At 58.3% G+C, this 18,537-nt stretch carries 11 protein-coding genes; 4 read left to right on the forward strand and 7 right to left on the reverse strand.

The window, feature by feature from the left end:
- Window positions 1-163: 163 nt before the first annotated feature.
- Together VLX68_05990 and VLX68_05995 are read left to right on the forward strand one after the other, a co-directional pair.
- Window positions 164-1,399, forward strand: coding sequence for a DUF6600 domain-containing protein (locus VLX68_05990; GenBank protein ID HUI91783.1), 1,236 nt, complete (start codon window positions 164-166; stop codon window positions 1,397-1,399).
- 2 nt (window positions 1,400-1,401) lie between these two features.
- A complete protein-coding gene (locus tag VLX68_05995) occupies window positions 1,402-2,220 on the forward strand; it encodes a hypothetical protein (GenBank protein ID HUI91784.1) in 819 nt (272 codons plus the stop codon).
- A gap of 369 nt (window positions 2,221-2,589) precedes the next feature.
- On the opposite strand, the gene VLX68_06000 is transcribed toward VLX68_05995, so the two are convergent.
- Window positions 2,590-4,443 carry a serine/threonine-protein kinase gene (locus VLX68_06000; GenBank protein HUI91785.1) on the reverse strand — a complete coding sequence of 618 codons (1,854 nt, stop codon included), beginning with the start codon at window positions 4,441-4,443 and terminating at the stop codon, window positions 2,590-2,592.
- A 303-nt stretch (window positions 4,444-4,746) separates the two neighbouring features.
- Between VLX68_06000 and VLX68_06005 the strand changes: the two genes are divergently transcribed.
- Window positions 4,747-6,393: a hypothetical protein gene (locus tag VLX68_06005; GenBank protein HUI91786.1), complete on the forward strand. Its 1,647-nt coding sequence runs from the start codon at window positions 4,747-4,749 to the stop codon at window positions 6,391-6,393.
- A gap of 486 nt (window positions 6,394-6,879) precedes the next feature.
- Here VLX68_06005 and VLX68_06010 read toward each other — a convergent pair whose 3' ends face one another.
- From VLX68_06010 to VLX68_06035, 6 genes are all read right to left on the reverse strand, one after another.
- Window positions 6,880-9,420 carry a di-heme oxidoredictase family protein gene (locus VLX68_06010; GenBank protein ID HUI91787.1) on the reverse strand — a complete coding sequence of 847 codons (2,541 nt, stop codon included), beginning with the start codon at window positions 9,418-9,420 and terminating at the stop codon, window positions 6,880-6,882.
- Window positions 9,421-10,155: 735 nt separating this feature from the next.
- Window positions 10,156-11,757 carry a DUF2341 domain-containing protein gene (locus tag VLX68_06015; GenBank protein ID HUI91788.1) on the reverse strand — a complete coding sequence of 534 codons (1,602 nt, stop codon included), beginning with the start codon at window positions 11,755-11,757 and terminating at the stop codon, window positions 10,156-10,158.
- On the reverse strand, window positions 11,754-12,611 hold the full coding sequence (locus VLX68_06020) for a TIGR02147 family protein (GenBank protein ID HUI91789.1): 858 nt from the start codon (window positions 12,609-12,611) through the stop codon (window positions 11,754-11,756). Before VLX68_06020 ends, VLX68_06015 begins: the two co-directional genes overlap by 4 nt.
- 360 nt (window positions 12,612-12,971) lie before the next feature.
- Window positions 12,972-14,336 (reverse strand): hypothetical protein, encoded by a 1,365-nt coding sequence (locus VLX68_06025; protein HUI91790.1) that lies wholly within the window; start codon window positions 14,334-14,336, stop codon window positions 12,972-12,974.
- Between the two features lie 10 nt (window positions 14,337-14,346).
- On the reverse strand, window positions 14,347-16,230 hold the full coding sequence (locus VLX68_06030; protein HUI91791.1) for a hypothetical protein: 1,884 nt from the start codon (window positions 16,228-16,230) through the stop codon (window positions 14,347-14,349).
- Complete coding sequence (locus tag VLX68_06035; GenBank protein HUI91792.1) at window positions 16,227-17,078, reverse strand: hypothetical protein; 852 nt, start codon at window positions 17,076-17,078, stop codon at window positions 16,227-16,229. The genes VLX68_06030 and VLX68_06035 overlap by 4 nt, the downstream gene beginning before the upstream one ends.
- A gap of 121 nt (window positions 17,079-17,199) precedes the next feature.
- Here VLX68_06035 and VLX68_06040 point away from each other — a divergent pair, with 121 nt between their 5' ends.
- Complete coding sequence (locus VLX68_06040; protein ID HUI91793.1) at window positions 17,200-18,489, forward strand: glycoside hydrolase family 88 protein; 1,290 nt, start codon at window positions 17,200-17,202, stop codon at window positions 18,487-18,489.
- Window positions 18,490-18,537: the final 48 nt, after the last annotated feature.

Consider the following 18,537-nt stretch of genomic DNA (forward strand, 5'->3'; position numbering starts at 1 on the left):
CTTAAAATTAATGGAGCCTCCCGGCTTCGCAGCCCGCAACGGCGGCATAAAAAGTACACTCTTTTATTTCCTCCCTCGGGCATCATGTAATATTTTTTCAAATGTACCCGTCTAATATGGAGGGCGTCATTTCATACCTCACCTTTATCAAGGGGCTGGCAAAATGAGAATACTGAAAATCCTTTTTATCACCGCCGCATGCGGAGCGGTCTCGCTGGTCCACGCGCAGACGCAGGTGGACGAGCTCATCAAGCTCAAACAGTCGGGCGTGGACGACGATGTCCTCATCGCGTACGTCCAGAGCGCGCCGCCGGGTCCGGCGCTCAACGCCGACGACATCGTGGTGCTGAGGGGCGCCGGGATATCGAACGCGGTGATCGCCGAGGCGCTGCGGCACGCTCATGCGAAGCCGCCCGCCGGACAGAGCGCCGTCGAAAGCACGGCGCCCCAGCCGCAGGAAAACGTGGATCAGACCGAGTTCGAAGAGGCCCTCAACCCCTACGGCTCATGGGTATGGATCGACGGCGTGCGCTACTGGCGGCCAGCCGCCGAAGTGGGCAATCCCGGCTGGGCTCCTTATATGTCAAGCGGCCACTGGGTATATACCGACCTCGGCTGGACATGGGTCTCCGATTATCCCTGGGGCTGGGCGCCGTTCCATTACGGCAGGTGGCTGCACCACGGCACGTACGGATGGGTATGGTGGCCCGACGTGACCTGGGGGCCGGCCTGGGTGCGGTGGCGCACGGGCGACGAATACTGCGGCTGGGCGCCCCTGCCGCCGTTCACAGTTTTCGTGCCGAACCACGGGTTCTTTTATCACGGCCGCTTTGTGCCCGACGATTTTGAATTCGGTCTCGCGGCCAACGATTTCTTCTTCGTGCCGTCCCGGCACTTTTGCGACAAAGACGTGTTTGCCTGCCGGCTTGACATACGGCAGCGCCACATCGCCTATAAAAAGACCGTTTACATCAGGGACAACTACGCGGTCAACAACGGCCGCGTCATCGGCCGCGGGCCGTCGGCGGACTTTGTCGCGCGCGTCACGCGCACCGTGGTCAGGCCCCTCGCGGTGGAGACGCGCGTCGTGGAAAAAACGGGCCCGCATTTCCGCGGGATTACCGTTTCGGCGGGAAAACTGGTGGTTGAGCGGCCGCGTGTCGCGGTAAAGGTGCCGCTGGCGTCCCCGCCTTCGGGCTCAAAGGCAACGAATCCTCCGCACCAGGAGCGAGCAGCGGTCAATGCACCGAGGGATGAGGGCAGGCCGAACCGGCAGGACGGAAACGCGGTGGAAAAAACGACGGAGCGAAAATCACCGGATGCCAACGCCGCGCCCCGGCAGAACGAGAAAAAGCAAGAGGGCAAGGACGAAGGGGACAGGGAGCATCGGGACCGCTAATCATGCCCCGTCCTTCCATTTTGCTTTTCGCAATTTTTCCACTGCTGCTATTTGGTTGCGTTGCCAACCAGATCGCTACGCTCCAATCCGGCACGAACATCAATGACGTGCGCAAAAGCCTGGGCAGGGAGAAGGACGTCATCAATTATTCCGACTACATTCTTTTCGCATACGAAACCGAAGATCCCGAGAACTACACTGTATTCAAATTTGTCAATGGTTCTCTTGCGGCGCAGGAGGTCGTACCGAAGTGGGTGGTGAAAGTCATCAACAAGTCCGAAAGTTCCGTAAAAACGAGCGTGCGCGATTACTGCGCCGCGGCGCGGACGCTCCAAAAGCAAAAATTGAACAAGGCCGCCTATGCGTTGATGAGAACCTATTTCGAACAAAATCCCGATTCGGGAATGGCCCTGATCTGCCTGACCCAGCTCTATCTCAACGATTCCCTTTTCGACAGCGCCGCGGCTGTGTACGACAACGCGCTTATGCAGGAAAAAAGGGAAAACGCGAGGTCGTCGCTGCAGAACAACAAGTTGGCGCTGTTCATCCGCGCCCGGCGATTTCAAAAAGCCGAAGACCTGGGCAAGGCCCTGCTTGCCGATTCAACAATGCCTTTCAAGCAGGGCATGCATTACAACATGGCCTGCATGTATTCGCTGCAGAATAAAAAAACCGAGGCGATACGGGAGCTTAAAGAGGCTTTCAACGCCGGGGATAAAGGCTTTACAAGAAAGCAGCTCGATCATGACAAGGACCTGGACAATATCAGAAAAGAGCCGGGGTATGTGGAGATTTACAAGAGGTTACCGACGGGAAAGTAACTACAATAAATCAAGAAAAGTTTGTGGGGGAGGTTTCCCCCTCGCTCCGGCCCGGTCGTGCTCCAACATTTCCTAACTATTTCGTTCCCGTAAAGCACGCCCGGTCCTCCGCTCCCCCCTCCCGGGTGCGGCCGGATACCGACGGCGGCGAGATTCACACATCCGTTGGGCGCACCCGCGGGGAGCGGCGGATTTTTTGGTGCCAAATCGTTTATAATCACCAAAAAATATTTTGGACAGCGGGCGGAGGGGATGGTCATGAGGTATCCTCGGGGCGGTTGAGGTATGCGTCTGTCAAAAACCCATGTGCTCCGTCAAGTAATAATAATGTAATATAACGAGAGATTGACAGAAAAGACGGAAGAAACATCATCCTTTTTGCATCTTCTTCGCCATGCGCTGCAGCTCGGAAACGGCCTTTTTGTTGTATTCGTGGTCCGGGTTGCCGCGCAGCGCGGTGCGCAGCTGCCACCACGAATCGAGCGCCTCCTTGTAGGTCTGCTCCGTGGGGCTCGCGTCGAACTCCGCGGTGGCGCACAGCGCGGTGTAATAGTACACCTCCTGCTTCAGCAGGTCGTAGTCGATGAAGGCGTGCGGGAGGTTCATGCATTGCGAAAGCAGCTTTTTGCAATCGTCGTAGCGCTGGTTTTTAAAGGCAAATTTCGCCTTTGCAAGCAGGAATTCCCCGTCGCCGATATTGTTGCTCTCGAGAAACTGGGCGAGCCGCCCCGTGTTCTGCGTCTTCTCGAGCGCGCGCAGCTTGAAGATGAGCGCCTGCGCCGTGTGCGCCTGCTCCTGGGAGAGCATGTCGTAGAGGCCGAGGATGGTCTGGTAATTCTTGGCCTTGAGCTCGTTTTCCATGATCACAAGGAGGTCGTCGGTGCCGTATTTTTCCTGCAGCAGCTCCACCTGCGAGGCGGCCTTTGCCGGTCTGGGCGCAGGCTTTTCTTCCGCCGGGCGGGCCGATGTCTTGACTGAAGGGAATTCTTTTCTGTGCGCCGGCATTGCCGCCGGTTCGGACACCGAAGGTTTTGCCGCGGCAAGCGTCTCGGCTGGCGAAGGCACCACCGGTTTCGGAACGGGCACGGTGACGCTGGGGACGCGGGCGGCCGCCCTGCGGTCCATGAAAAGCTTGTATTGCGGCCACAGGTACCGGTATCCGGCGGCGCCAAGCAGCGCCACCACGAGCGCCGCCGCCAGCGGCTTCCACGGGAAGCGCCGGCGCTCCGCCGCTACCACCTTTTTTCCGCCCCCGATGGCGATCTGCGCCGCCATGACCTCCTCGGGGGTCCTGCCGGTGATGTTCGCGTGTATCTTGTGCAGTTCGTCGAGCAGGGCGGCCGCGGAGGGCACGCGGTTCGCGGGGTCCTGCTCCATGCATTTGTAAATGATGCGGCGCAGACGGCCCGGAAGCCTGATGTGGTATTCCTCGAGGGGCTTGAACTTGTTTTTTGTTTTGTCGGCGATGAGCCTGGGAAAACTCGTTTGCGGGAACGCCACGATGCCCGTGACGACCTCGTACATGGTTACGCCGAGCGCGTAGAGGTCGGTGGTTTCGTCGAGCTTTTTTTTCTCGAGCTGCTCAGGCGCCAGGTACTGCAGCGTTCCCGCGACCAGGCCGTCCATGGTGTGGAACGAGACGTCGGCGGGCCGCGCGATGCCGAAGTCCATGAGCTTGACGATGCCGTTGTTGCAAATCATGATGTTGGCGGGCTTGAGGTCGCGGTGGATCACGCCGTGGTAGTTCTTGCCGTAAATGGAGCAGTCCTGGTTGTGCGCGTAGTTGAGCGCCCGGCAGATCATGATGCCGATGGCGGTGCAGACAGAGGGGGGCAGCGCACCGCGCTCGGCGATGAGCTTGTCGAGGCCGATGCCGTCGATTTTTTCCATTTCGATGTAGGGCAGGCCGTTCCATTCTCCCACGCCGTGGATTTCCACGATGTTGGGATGGCTCAGCTTTGCGCTGATTTTTATTTCGGTCTGGAAGCGCTGCTGCACTGTCTCGGTGGCGCCTGGGTTGATGATTTTTACGGCGCGGTACATCTCGAGCTGCGCGTTCCATATTTCGTAAACCGCGGCCATGCCGCCCTGACCCAAAAGCTTTGTGATGACTCCTGAGCCAAGCGGAATCTGCTGCTTGCCGTCGGGCAACGGTACAGGGGCCACCGCACCGGGCATCGTTGCCATATTTTTCACGATGATATGGTTTTCGCGATTGTCCATAGAAATAAAGCCATCCCATTATTCCCTGAAACCGCGGGTGGCAGCAGGGAAAAACATTCAATTACGTATAATATCTAATTATATAGTACCGGATATTTTTTTTCCTTGTTTTTTTTTGCAGGTGGATGCTGGCTTTTCCTGCTTGATAACAGTTGGCTTTTTCATTATTTTAAGACCGGGGAAACACCTGAAATTTTTAATGCATTTTCCGGTGACAAAACCTATGCTGCCGGAAAATGTGGGACGCGGTGCACTTCCTTTCTAAAACGCTTAAACATATTGTCCTAAAAAGGGGGAGAATGCATGTCGTTGATAAATTCCAAAATTAATCTTGTGAACTCAGTCATTGTTATTACCGGAATAACGCTCTTGTCCATTGCCGCTCCGGTGGGTGCCGCGGTTACCCTTACCCAGGGCACCATCAACTACAATCATGGAACCGTCAATCTCAATCCCGACCACACCCTGGGCAGCGGCGGCGGCAGCATTCCCACCACGCTCCCCACGCTCGTGCTGGAAAACGAGTATATTCGGGTCAAGGTGGTTCCGAGTTACGGCGCGCGCGTCATTTCTCTCTACTACAAGCCGTCCGGCCACGAGGAACTGTGGGCCGACCCCAATGCCGTGGTGATGTCGATGAGCTCGTTTTACTACAACTGGCTCATGGTGTGGGGAGGAATATTCCCCGCGTGGGGCGCGCCCGAGCACGGCAAGTACTGGTTCCTTCCGTGGGATTACAGTATTGTCAAGCAGACGAGCGACACGGTTTCCATCGCGATGTACATGACCGATTCCATTCCCTGGCGGCCAAGTTATTCGAGCGGCCATTCGGCGTACGGCGCCACGGGCATCAAGTGCACCTTCATGGTGACGCTCGTATCCGGCATGACGGGCATCGCCGTTGACGTGACGCTGGTCAATCCAAGCGCGGCCTCGGTTGGAACCGAGTACTGGACCTGCACGACCGTGTCCCCCGGCAGCGTGCCCACCAACCTTACGCTCACCGACGGCGCGCAGATGATCATGCCCTGCGACACCATCATCATCGTGCCGGGGTACGACGGCCTGAGGGCGCAGGAGACGCCGGTGACCGGCGACTGGTTCCTGTTCAACAAGCTCCGCTGGTGGAAGAACTGGGTCGAGCAGGGCATTCTCTACGCCTATCCGAAAAGCAACCTCTGGGGCATCATGAACCACACCCCGGCGAGCCCCGAGGCGATCATGCGCATCTGCGACAACAAGACGACGTTTTCCTGCAAGATCTGGACCTGCGGGTACGGCGGCCTGCCGTACTGGGAGCCGTGGGCCGGCATCTCGGACCAGTTTTACCATAAAGCAACGTTCGCCGCCGGCGAGACAAAGGCGTGGCATGAGTTTTTCTCGCCCTCGCTCGGCCTCGACAGCGTCACGCACGCCTCCGACGACGCCATGGCCAACCTCACGACCCCCAAGAGCAAATACGACGGCAGCGTGGACGACAGCGTGCGGGTGACGGCGCAGATGTTCCTCACGAAGCCGGCGCGCCAGGTCCATGCCGTTCTCACGCTCGACGGCGGCGGCCTTTCGCAGAGCCTTTACGATGCAACGGTATCGCCGGATTCGACAAAGGGGAACAGCGCCAGGGTTTCCATCGCCTGCAAGCAGGTGTACAACAGCGCAACCGCGCTGACGCTGAAAATTACGGATCTGCAGGGCAAACAGCTCCTCAACGCGGTCAAGCCGCTTTCCTTTGTCAATTGCGCCGCGACCGGCGTGTTTATGGGCGTTTATCCGCAGGGCATGGTAGACAGGAATTACGGGAAAATTGCGGTTTATACGGTGAGCGGGAAGTGCATCGGCGTCTGCACAGACAAGGCCGAGCTTGAATCGATGGCCCTGGGCTACGGAACGTACCTGATTCGCTACAGCAACGGCGTCATGCAAAAATATCTGAGATCGGCATCAAAATAAATTTTCCTTTGTTTCGGAAGATTTCAAACCCCTTCGCTGGACAAGTGCAAGGGGTTTTTACTAGAAGAAAACTTTTCGTCTATTACTTGTCAGTCAACAGCTTTCGCGGGCGAAGTTTCCCCCTTGGGTGCAGTGTTCTGTATGGATACCTTAGGAAAAATGAATTTGAGACGGATGTTTACAAGAAAAGCATATAGGATGATGTTTCGCGCCAGTGCGGAACTGGAGGGTGAGCAAGTGCGAATTGTCACTTTGTTCCCTGAGGTGAGGTAGTTGCGCTTCGCGTCTTTATTATGTCGTTTGCCTCATGCCAGCTACCAAATCGTCCGGTCGTCGAGTAGCCGCACTTTAGCGTGGCGTATCGAGACGCGGGCGGCCCCGCAACGAGGCGAACAGCCGAGCCCAGAAGGAGGAACGGTGCCGTGACCGGCAGGCGCCATGAATTGACTTGACTGATTGGAAATATCTTCATGCAGGCCGGAAAAATCATTTCATCACAACGATTTCTTTTCTGTAAGACGTGTTTCGTGCCGAGAGAAACGCGAAATACGTGCCCGATTCGCATCCGGTAACGTCCCATTTTATCGAATTTATCTTCGCCGAAATGGCCTTGGAAAAAACACATTGTCCTCTCAGGTTGTAAATATGCAGGACAAGCGGACCCTGCAAGGTGAAAATCGACGATGCAATGAAGAATTGTGTGAAACGGCGCGCCGGGTTCGGGGAGCATGAGAATGCCCCCTGCGATGACATAGAGGAATTCATCCGGGGAAGAACGGGACTGGGGAGCGGCCGGGGCAGCCGGTCGGCGAACGGATATTTGCAAAATGCGACGAGGTCGCCGCGCTGCTGCGCGGAAAAGGCGAGCACCGCGGTCTTCGCTTTTTTCGCCTCTCCGTCGTGCCACAGCACCGCCTCCATGATGCTTTGGGCCCGGCCGTCGTGGAGATAACTTTCCCTGCCGCCCGCATCGCCATTGAATCCGATCCCCCACAGCGGCGGCGTACGCCACTGGCTGCCCGACGCGTTTTCCTGGCTGTAATCGTCGGCAAGGCCGGCGCCCATGTCATGGAGCAGGAGGTCGGTGAACGGCTGGATCTCAAGGTTGTTGAGTTCGGGAAATTGGCTTGATGTTCCGGTGTGCATCGCCGGCACATGGCATTTGACGCAGCCCGCGTTTTCGAAAAGCGCTTTGCCGCGGATGGCCGAGGAATCCTGCCAGTTGCCGCGCGGCGGCGGCACGCACAGGGCCGCATACGTCAGCAGCAGGGCGAGACCGCTGTCGGAAAGTTCCGCGCCGGCAGCGCCGCCGCTGTCCGCGGGAAAATAGCCGCTGGTGAGTCCGATGCACCGGTTGGCGAGGTATGCAATTTCGCCCTTGAGGCTGGGGACCGACGCCTTCCAGCCGAACCTGCCGAGCTTTCGCACGCCGTCAACAGGGTCTATCGCGTAATTCGCACGGCCCGAAATCCCGTCGCCGTCCCGGTCGCTCGAGTCGGCGCGGACCAGGATGCTGTCTTCGGGCACCGCTTCGAGCAGTCCCGCCCCGCAAACCAAGGGGCTGACGCGGTAGGAAAAGACGACGGTGCTGTCGAGAGGCCCCTTGGTCATATTGACAAAAGAGACAGCCGGCTTGCGCAGGGTGTAGGCCTCGCCGTCGCTAAACGTGCCGTTCACGGGGGTGTACGACACCTTGACCTGGCCGTCCCCCGCGGCGCCGCTGGCCGCCTTGCATTGCAGCACGTCCCCGTAGACCGGGTGCGGCGCGATACCGCCCTGCTGCCGCACTCCCAGCAGCACCATGGCCTGCAGGGAATCTCCCGCGCTGTCGGCCGTGTGGCCCGCGCCTGCTTGAACGTGGCATTCATAGCAGCTCGCCTGAAGATAACCGGGTCCAAGGCTGCCGGCGGCGTAAAAGGGGCTCTTGTCAACAGGGGAAATCACCTGGCTTCCGTTGCAGTCCGGGTCGCTGGGGAAATTTTTCAGGTTGCCCGTTTTCCAATCGGTGTCGAACAGCGCCTTGCCCGAAAGGAAATCAGGCGACCTGCCCCAGCCCGCGTTGACGCAATGCTGGGTGAAACCGTAGCTGGGCTGGGTGATGTAGCTTATCGACGCGTCGCCGGCCGGGTTGGCCCAGGGGTGCTGAAACCGCTGCCCGAGTTTTCCGCTCCCCACATAGTAACGGTTGAGCGCCGTTGTGTAACTGCGAGTCCCGGCCGGATCAGTGAGGAGGAGCTCGAAATCGACCAGCTCGCCGACCGACACCGCGGCAACCGTGGTGGTGTACCATTGGACGCTCGGACCGAACGGCGACCCCGAGGGGAATTTCGGGTCGGGCCCGGTGTGCTGGTTGATGAGGAGATTTGCAGCGCCCATGTTCAGCGCGAACTCGGCGCGTACGCATATCGAATCAACCACGCTGTGATTGAACGCGTGGAATTCGAGCGCGGAACTGTTCATGGCGGGAAACACGGCGAACTCGATGCTGTCACCGTAATCCTTGAAAGACAACATATACGCCGTGTTCGTGAAATAAGCGTTGGGAAAATTGTCCGACCGGTACTCGTTCTCGTGGCGGTCCCTGAACCGTCCGCTCGCCGTCACGGTGAGCGGCAGTTTCGGCGAGGGCGTAAAAGGCTGCCCGAGAATTTTAGTGAACCATTTGGTGTCGTCGGAAAAAGTCCCTGTTCCGACAAGCGGCGAGCAGACAAGGGTGTAGTAAAAGTCAATCTGTGTATAGGCCGGCGCCGGCACGGTCGCGGTGTAATAGTCGCCGGCTTTTGTCATGGCAACGGTGACAAGCGGCGCGTTGCTTTTTATATAATTAAGCGAGACACCCGAAATAACGGCCTTTTCGTCCGAGGATTTGAACGGGAAATATTTGAACACGGCGCCGGAAGCGTTCTCGGAAACGTCCTGGGTGAAAAAATTTATATGGACAAAATTGTAGGTGACCGCCGGAGCAATAGTGAAAAATGAACATGCGAGGATGCATGCAGGAAGGACGGCTCTTTTTGTTTTCGACATGGTCCGCACCGGATAAGCGATCGAACGGTTTTTTCAATACAAAAAAAACCAAAAAGATCCGCCCCCCCGGTGTTAAATATACGCTATTAGGACGGGGTTTACCAAAATTCATGAAGCGAGCATCTCGTACCATAAGATCTGGGCGTTACCCTTCCTCGCATTGTTATGCGAGGAGGGGTCGGCCGTCCTTCCGGTCCACCCCTTCGGGTGCTTCTCCCTCGTCAGGGATTTCCAAGGGTCACAAGGGTCGTCGTCCTTCGGCTCGGGCAGCACCGCGCCCCTGCGCGGCCTCCAGTCTTGCCTAACGCACGGCAAAAAATAATCTGCCGTAGTTCAAATATTTTGCTTACGAATATGGTTGCGGAAGCTGCTATCTTCAAAAAGAACACTTGACTTATAATAATTATATTGCAGTTCGTTAAACGATGCAGAAGCCGCGGAACGCCCAATTTTTTAGTAAATTTTTAAACGGCGATAGGTAAAAATAAAAGCGGGCATTCTCCGCAAACGGGAAGAGGTTATGGCCGACGCCGCGCACCGGTTGGGGTGTCACGCCGCCGACAATTTGCGTTATAAGAATGCCCGCTGATGTATTTTGGAAAAACCAAGCGGCTGGAGCCTTTATGCGCAGTCTGCAGGAGACCCCCCTCTCTGCAAAAACGGCATTTACACAGGTAGAATCCGTGTTCAGCTCCAGACCGCTTGGTTATTATAGTGCCTTTTCCGGCGCGTTCCTCACTTTACAATTGAGACAAGTTTCTGGTCCGGCCGCTGGTTCTCGTACGACAGCTTCACCCAGTCGTCCGAACGGGCGGCCTTCGAAATGTGTATTTCGTCGCAATAGCCGAACAGGTATGCCCCGTCGTACCCGAAAATGACCCGGTCCTTGGGGTTGTCGGGACAGGCCGCAAACGTGTTGGATTCCACGCCGGTCTTCACGCCGTCGATGAAGAACGACGCCGTTTTCGAGGCCTGGCTCCATGAGAAAACGAGATGGTGCCATTCGTTGAGCGACAGCGCCGCGTCCGAAACGGCGGCGCCGCTTCCTTTTCCGCCGAACGACGGATGCAGCCCGCTTGAATCAGCCGCCGCGTCGCCGAGGTACAGCCGCTTGGCGCAGGAGTCCTGGGCGATGGCGGTGTCTTTCGACACGATGACACAGCGCTCCCGGCGCGGGTTGAGCCACAGGGCAATGGTGAAGTCGTTTGCGGCCATGGGGAGAATCTGTTTACTTACCAGAATGTAATCCGTGCCGTTGAAGTCACGGCCCGCGCCCGCGATTCCGGTGCGGTCAAGTGCGGTCATGAAATTCGCGCCGACGGCGTTGTTCTGCGTGGCGTCCTTGAACGGCGCGGACCCGGCCTCCTCGAGGTGATACACGCCGGAAAAGCCGAAGCCCGTGTCGAACACGGCGCTGCTTTTTGACGCGCTCGTTTTGCCGGAAAATCCCCATGTCATGGTGATGAATTGGTCGGACGAGCCGCCGAGCACGGTGTCGACGGAGACCCAGAGGGCGGCCTGCTTGAGCGCGGTGTCCCATTGCGCGATTTCGTAATTGAGCGGCGTGCCGTCCGCCTTTGCGAACCGGACGTCCCCGCCGTCGGGCCGGAACTTCGAAAAGTCAACGTCCGCCGCGGAGAGCCTCACCAGCAGCGGGAAATGCGTCACCGCGTTCTGGACATTCGCGCCCGTCGCCGACGTGTTGATGACGAGTTTTGCGGAGAAGATCAGATACGTTGTATCCTTTGGAATTACCGTGACGTTGCTCTTGAGCGTATCGGCCGGCGCGCCAAGGTTTTTCATCATGATGGCGGGAATGCTTCCCGGCGGCACCGAATCCAGCACCACGGAGGTGGCGGACGCGGGAACGCTCTTCAAGCACGTTGTTCCCGGAATGTAAACGGCCGCGCCCGACGCGCCGGCCGGGGTCCCGAGCGCGACGACCACGGTGCCGGACGGCTTGAGCGTGCCCGTCGAGACGGTGACGGTATCTTTCTTTTTGCATTCGATGCCCGTGATGAGCAGGGAGGTTCCGAAAACCGGGTTGTTCGCCATGATGTTGTAGGTGCCGGGCGCCACGCTGGCGAACGAATACGATCCGCCGGCGTCGGTGGTGTCGCGGGTGATCTTTTTTTCCGCGGTGTCTGTCGCCGGGTTGAACCCCGCCGGGATGAGCAGCACGTGCGCGCCGGCCGCGGGCGCGCCGGCCGTGTCGATGATTGCGCCCTTTACTTTTGCGTTTTCGGATGAGCTGGTGCCGCCCGTGAGCGTCACGGCGGTGCACAGGCACCAGCAGAGGCATGCGGCCGCGCACAGGGCGAAAAACAGCGCTCTCATACCGTTTTCCCCTTGTCGTGCGTGCCGATGTTCGAGACGTCCTGGCTGAGCGGGAAGATCTGGAAGTTGAACTGGTACACCCTGTTGCTGTTCTCGTCGCGGTTGACAATGGAGATCACGCGCTCCTTGAACGCCGCGAGCTCGGCGAGCAGCACCTCGTAGCAGGCCTCGGAGATGCCCATGGTGATGCCCGAAATATTTCTTGTGTCGGGCGGCAGCGATTCGTTGGAGTCGCGGGCGAGCAGGAGCATGGTGCTGTTGAACGAGCGCCGCGCCAGCGACACCACGTCGCTGCCGCTCGTGATGGCCGAATTCACCTGCCGGTAGGCGCCGTTCTTCTGTTTCTTGATCAAGTTGAGCCTCAGCAGCAATTGGACCGCATTCTTGGCGTCGCGCGGCGAAATGGCGGGCCGCAGGCTTTTCGCAATCAGCTCCCAGTTGTCGCGGAAATCGCGCAGGCACACGAGCTCCCGCACCGCGCTGTTGTACCACTTGTCGAAATAAATATACTGGTCGGCGGTGAGACGGTGCTCGTTCACGTAGTCCATCATCGACAGCATGACGCTGTAATGCTCCTGCTTCTCGTACGCCATGGTGGCCTGGTTGAACTGCACCAGGTGGCGGAAGAACACGGCCTCCTTCTTGTTGAGGCTGAGCGCGAGGATGAACTTGTCCATGGTCTGCAGGGTGAGGTTGCGCTCGCCCTCGATCACCTGCTTGAGGAACACCGGCGACTTGATTCCCGCCTTGTTGGAAAAGTAGCGGTATGAGAAGAAACGCGTGGTGCTCTTTTTCTCGTTGTAGTAGTCGAGGAGGAATTTGCGGTAGTCAATGTATTTGAAGATCTTTTCCATATAGGATAAATTTAACATATAATAAGGAAAAAGAACACCATAAAAAAGCGGGGAAATATGATTCTGTATTCAGTATGTATACAAGGGGGATTGTAAGGAATTGATTTAAAAAGGGATGGAAATTAGACAGGAGTTTTTTAGATGATGGTTTGAGTACAGAGATCGGGACGGACTTTATATCATTTGAAAATTCATTCTCGATCAATCTACTGCAACAAATTAATCATGACAAGGAACCAACCATAAAAAGCCTCCCGGGGGAGGTTGAAGGGCGGTGCAATCGCATTTTCCTTGGCGGGTTTAAGGGCCGGCCAGGCCCTTCCATATCTTGAATTTTATTTTTATCGACTCGAATAAATATCAGAAATACATCGTCACCCGCATCATATAATACCAGTCCCACGACCGCGGCACCATGTCGGTGTACTTGACAAATGAGGGCGGCCCCGGCGTATACCAGTTGCGGGGCGTGTGGTCGCTCGCCGCGGCCGCGCTGATGCGGAGGAACCTGCCGAGCCTTCGCGAGGCGTAGATCGACCATTTCCAGTCGTCGTCGGTCTTTGCCATCGAATCGTTCCAGCTTGCGTAGCTCAGCCCCGCCGAGCTGCCCGTGTACGGCACGGGCGAACCGTCTTTCCACATGAATTCCTGGGAGTTCCAGTACGGGTTTCTGAAATACTCGACTTCCACGGAGAGCACGTCGAGCAGCTTGAACGTGGGAACGTTGAGGCCGCCCATGACCGGAATCCGCTGCCTGACGTTGGCGTACCATCCGGGATAATCCTGGACGCCGAGGACCGCGGCCTCGCCGTACAGCTTCAGGTCTTCGGCGCCCAGCAGCCGCAGTTTTCCGGCAAACGTCTCGGCGAGCGCGCGTATGTCGAAGGTGGCGCGCGCCATGAGCTTGACTCCCGAGAACGTGTACCGCGTCGTGTCGCCGGTGTTCGGGTCAACATAGCCGACCCACTGGTCGAGGGTGGGATGGTAGTTGGTGTCGAGCGCGGGCGTGGTCTTGAACCTGTCCAAGACGATGAGCCGCGCAGCCTGCACGCCCGCGCCGACGGTGAACGCGGGATGGGGCATGTAGGTGGCGATGTAGGAAAGGTTCAGGTCGTGGAGCGGATACATGTCGAGTTCCGAATTGAGGATGAGGTCCTGCCTGAGCAGCCCGAGCGCCTTCAGGGAATAGCCGAGGTGCAGGCCGCCGAGTTTTGGTTTGTCAATTGAATTTTCGAACCCGGACATGATAACGGCCGGATAGCAGTTGCTGCGGAACATATATTCGCCGAGGTTCGTGGACTGCGGGTTGTATTTGAACGGAAAATAACCGAACTCGATCTGCGCCGTGTCGCCGGCCGCAAGGAGCCCGGGTCTCAGATACTGCATTGAGGCGTCGAGAAGCGTCGCGGTGAACTTCTTGGCCGTGAGTTCAGCGGTGAGAAAGTTTTTCTGGCGCACCGTGGAGACGTTGGCCGCGAACCCGACATGCAGACGGCCTTCCAGTCCGGGCAGCACCTGCCGCGAGAGCCTGAGTCCTCCTTCAAAATTGGCGAGCCATTCTCCCTGGAACGGGTAGTCGTAGCCCGTTTCGGTCGCGGACGACACCACCTGTCCTATGGTGGTGCGCGCCCACATCGACAGCGCCAGCGACGGGATTGAATCGGCGGCGGCCGGGACGGCCGCGAAACAGAGGGCGGTGAGGCACGAAATCGTCGTTTTCAGCATGCGTGTTCCTTTACAATGAAGAAACGTATTCGATGAGGTCGCTCAGGTCCTGGGCGCTCAGCTTGGACGCGCCCGGCGAATGCGTGGGCAGCTGGAGAATGGCGGCCAGGGAATCATAGGAGCCCAGGTGTCCGTACGGGCCCGTGCGCCACGCCTCAACGAGCGACGGCGTGTCCCACTGCGTGTTCGCGTCGAACGGGTCAGCCACGCCGGCGTTGTAAAATTTCATGTCGGTATAGAGCGGCGCGGGGTGGCAACTGACGCATCCGGCACTTGCATATATTGCCTTTCCCCTAATCGCCGCGGCGCTCAGCCTGCCCTTGACCAACCGGGGACTCGGAACGGGTTTGAGCCTCATGAGAAGCGTGTCGAGCGGCGCGGCGACCGCTTCGGTGGGATCGGTGAAGAGCTCCGAGATGATGCCGGCGCGTATCGAGCCGTCGGGCCCGCCCGCGGCCGGCCGCTTGCCCGCCCACGACGTGGGCGGCGTCCACCACGATAGCAGCATGCTCTTGGCGTTCTTGGGCGTGTTGTTGTCGTTGTTCAGGATCCAGTTGAGCGCGTCGGGCCTGGTGAACGGGTGGCACGAGAAGCACGATTGCCATTTCTGCAGGCACAATGACGCATCGGTAAAGTTGAACTCGCCCCGGCGCTCGCCGTTCATTGGCTTTGCCGGCCCGAGGCCCAGGCGCGAGACCGCGGCGGTGCCGGACGAAGAGATCGCCGCCACGTCGAGCGAATCGGAGAAATAGCCGGCGATGTACGCCGTGTTATTGACAAATGCAATTGCCCGCGGGCCCGCGGCCTGCAGGGGGACCACCGTCCTGATCGGCAGGATGCCGGTGAAATCGTGCGAAAGGTCCTGGCCGCCCGCCGCTTTCGAAAGCAGCTGGACGCAGTCGATGACGCTCATCTCGCCGGTGCCCGCGTGAAGGACGCAGAGGTATTTGCCGTCGCCGGTACATGCAAGCCCCCAGGGGTTTGCCATGCCGCGGCTCATGAAGTCGAGTTCCACGTCGTTGGCGAGCTTCCGGCCCGCAATGTCGATGACCGCGAGGTTGTTCGAATGCACCCATCCGCCGGTGATGGTGAGCGCGGGAATGGTGAACCTGGCAAGAAGATGGGTGACGAACGCGTAGCTGCCGTCGGGCGACACGCACACGCCGAACAGCGAATGGCTGCCCACGGGCAGGGCGATGCTCGCCGCGACGCTCCGCGCCTGCGTGTTGATAAGAGAGATATTGCTTGCGATGGTCGTGGTGTCGGTCGCCTTCTGGTTCGGCAGGGAGTTGGTGACCACGAGCGTGGCGCCGTCGGGCGTGATCGCCGCGGCGTACGGCTCGCGCGTCACTGCTATACGACTTAATTCCGCGCCCGACGCGACGTCGATCACCGATACGCTGCCGTTGAAACGGTTGCACACGTAAAGCGTTTTTCCGTCCGGGCTGAGTACAGGCGATCGCGCCATATGGCCGGCGGGTATCCTGCGGCTCACGCTGCCGCTCGCAGCGTCCACCACGGCCACAATGCCGCTCGGCCAGCGTTCCGACGCACAGGTGACATAGAGCGTACGGCCGTCGGGCGAGACCGCAATGCCGGTGGGCTCGTTGGGAAGAAAAATTGTTTTAACGACCGTATTTGTTTGCCGGTTTATCACGGCAACCCGTTTTGCTGTCTGTTCGGCAACGTACAACAAGTTCTGCGCGGTGTCCTGCGGCGCTGCGACGGCGGAGGGCGACAGGTATTTCGGCTTTGCCGCTGTTTCGAGGTCGCCGTTCAGGGCCAGGAGCTCGAAAATAAAGTTGGGCGGAACGATATTTCTTGCGCCCTGGCAAAGGGCCTGATTGACAAAAAGGAAAAGACAAGAGCTCAAAATGGGGAGCGCCTTTTTCATGGCAGCGCTCCCTTCCGTTCGACCATGCCCCGGGTCACGGCGGCGGTACCGCCGTTGATTGAAAGTCGGAACAGATACATGCCGGTTGCGAGCCGCACGCTGCCGTGCGCGATCCGGAATGAATATTCTCCCGCTGCGAATTGTCCGGAGAAAAGCCTTTCGACACATCTGCCCGACAGGGTGAAGATTTCCAACGAAACCGTGGAGCGTTTTTCAACCTCGAAGACCACCAGGCATTGTCCCCTGTTTGTCAAGGTGAGGACGGGCCGCACCGGTGCGTGGCCGGTTGCGCCGCGCAGCACGGCCGAGGCGCCTGTGACCGTGGCGTAATACAAAATGTCTCCCGATCTGTCAAGCACGTTGATGCGGGTGATGCCGCCGTCGGCCGCGGTGTCGTAGGTGATCCGGTTGAGCGCGGCGCCGTTCTGGGAGAGGTCGAAGGCGTTCTGGCCCGCGGCGGCATAGGTCACGGGCCCGCCCAATTGATCCAGCCCGAACTGGTCGAACACGGAAAACGTTGTCGCGCTTGCCGAAGGGCTGATCGAGGTATAATACGCGGTGTTACTGTCAAAATCCACGGAAGTCTCTTTGAGAATGTCGCCGCCCGCGTTTGTCTGAAACGTGGTGTGGCGTAAAAAGGTGCTGTCGCTTGTAAACACCGTGCGCCCGGTGTTTTTGCCGCTTGCGTCGTAGTCAAAGGTGACAAACAGGAGGTGGTTGTCGGCGTTGTCGTAGAGGTCGATGCGGTCGATGCGGGGAGCGGCGAAAAGCATGCATTGACAGACGATTATCATCAACGCTGTCAACGACAGATTCTTTCTTGCCGAAAAGTGAAAACGAAGGATCATAAAAGGCCTTTTGGCATTCATTGACAATATAACATTTTTACATTGGAAGAATCATGCGGCAAATTATGAAAATATCATTATATTTTATAGGTGGCCAAATCATTGAAGCAAAGGTGGAAAAATGATCAACAATAATGCAAAAAATATTTTATTTATCGCTATTATTTTTCTTGCTCGATATTCCTTTCCCGATGAATTCTCTCCCGACTCCATCACGTCCATCATGAGAAAAGTCGCCCATTACCGTCTCCAGGGCGGCATCCAGAAGCTCGGCGACGGTTTCGTTTCGCACTGGGACTGGGACGACGGCGCGTACATGACCGGCGTCATGGCGGTGTACCGGCGCACCCTTGACCAGAACTACCTCGACAGCGTCAAGGCATGGGCGGGCGCGAAGAACTGGCAGACGCCGAACGACGCCGGCCTTTCGCGCAACCCGGACAACCAGTGCATCTACCAGAGCATGTGCGAAGCGTATCTGGTGAACCCGGCGCCGGCGAACGACTACATGATCGCGATGTGGAAGGCGAATTACCACCTCAATTACGACAACCCCTACAGCCAGTGGTACTGGTGCGACGCGCTCTACATGGCGCCGCCCGCCATTTCCATGCTCGGCGCGATCACCGACAGCGCGAAATACTGGGACACGCTGTCGGTGCAGTGGTGGTATTGGGCGGGCCAACTGTATTCCCCGCAGTACCATCTTTACTGGCGCGACGCCGGGTACAAGACGCAGACCAGCCCCAACGGCAAGCCCGTGTTCTGGGGGCCGGGCGAGGCCTGGGTGCTCGGCGGCACGGCGCGGGTGCTCAAATACATGCCCTTGTCATATGGGAAACGCGACACCCTTGTGCGGCAATTCAGGGAGCAGTGCGCCGCGATCCTGCCGCTGCAGCAGGGCGACGGCCTGTGGACCACGAGCCTGCTCGACAGCACCGACTTTCCCGACCATGAGACGAGCTGCACCGCGTTTTTCTGCCTTGCCCTGGCGTGGGGCATCAATAACGGTGTTCTTGACAAAGCGACATTCGAACAGCCCATGAGAAAAGCCTGGAGCGGACTCGTGAGCAACGTGAGTGCGGCCGACGGCAGGCTGCAACGCTGCCAGGGCGTCTCGTCCGCGCCGGGAAGCGTGGGCGTGAGCAACTCGAGCGCGGAGGGTGAAGGCGCGTTTCTGCTGGCGGGGGAGGAGATGTACAACTACGTGACCGGGCAGGTGAATACGGTTGCAATGAAATCACCGGTGATGAAAAAGGGCGAAGACGGATCGGCAAGGCTGATGGTCAGGGTTGCGGGGCAGCGGTTCATCAAGCCGCAAGGCGCCAAGGTTTATGACGTGTATGGAAGATTGATAGATAGGAATGCGGCGTCACGGACAAAGGCGACGGGAGCGGTGATAATTCAATAGCGACTTCCTCGGCGTGGAGCCCGGTCAAAGCCCGGTGCATGGAGGCGA

This window comes from Chitinivibrionales bacterium, from assembly GCA_035516255.1.
Lineage (GTDB): Bacteria > Fibrobacterota > Chitinivibrionia > Chitinivibrionales > FEN-1185 > FEN-1185.

Bases quoted from the DNA above. Each gene is read 5' to 3' on its own strand.
- VLX68_05990 (HUI91783.1), top strand. From the start codon at position 164: ATGAGAATACTGAAAATCCTTTTTATCACCGCCGCATGCGGAGCGGTC.
- VLX68_05995 (HUI91784.1), top strand. From the start codon at position 1,402: ATGCCCCGTCCTTCCATTTTGCTTTTCGCAATTTTTCCACTGCTGCTA.
- VLX68_06000 (HUI91785.1), bottom strand. From the start codon at position 4,443: ATGGACAATCGCGAAAACCATATCATCGTGAAAAATATGGCAACGATG.
- VLX68_06005 (HUI91786.1), top strand. From the start codon at position 4,747: ATGTCGTTGATAAATTCCAAAATTAATCTTGTGAACTCAGTCATTGTT.
- VLX68_06010 (HUI91787.1), bottom strand. From the start codon at position 9,420: ATGTCGAAAACAAAAAGAGCCGTCCTTCCTGCATGCATCCTCGCATGT.
- VLX68_06015 (HUI91788.1), bottom strand. From the start codon at position 11,757: ATGAGAGCGCTGTTTTTCGCCCTGTGCGCGGCCGCATGCCTCTGCTGG.
- VLX68_06020 (HUI91789.1), bottom strand. From the start codon at position 12,611: ATGGAAAAGATCTTCAAATACATTGACTACCGCAAATTCCTCCTCGAC.
- VLX68_06025 (HUI91790.1), bottom strand. From the start codon at position 14,336: ATGCTGAAAACGACGATTTCGTGCCTCACCGCCCTCTGTTTCGCGGCC.
- VLX68_06030 (HUI91791.1), bottom strand. From the start codon at position 16,230: ATGAAAAAGGCGCTCCCCATTTTGAGCTCTTGTCTTTTCCTTTTTGTC.
- VLX68_06035 (HUI91792.1), bottom strand. From the start codon at position 17,078: ATGATCCTTCGTTTTCACTTTTCGGCAAGAAAGAATCTGTCGTTGACA.
- VLX68_06040 (HUI91793.1), top strand. From the start codon at position 17,200: ATGATCAACAATAATGCAAAAAATATTTTATTTATCGCTATTATTTTT.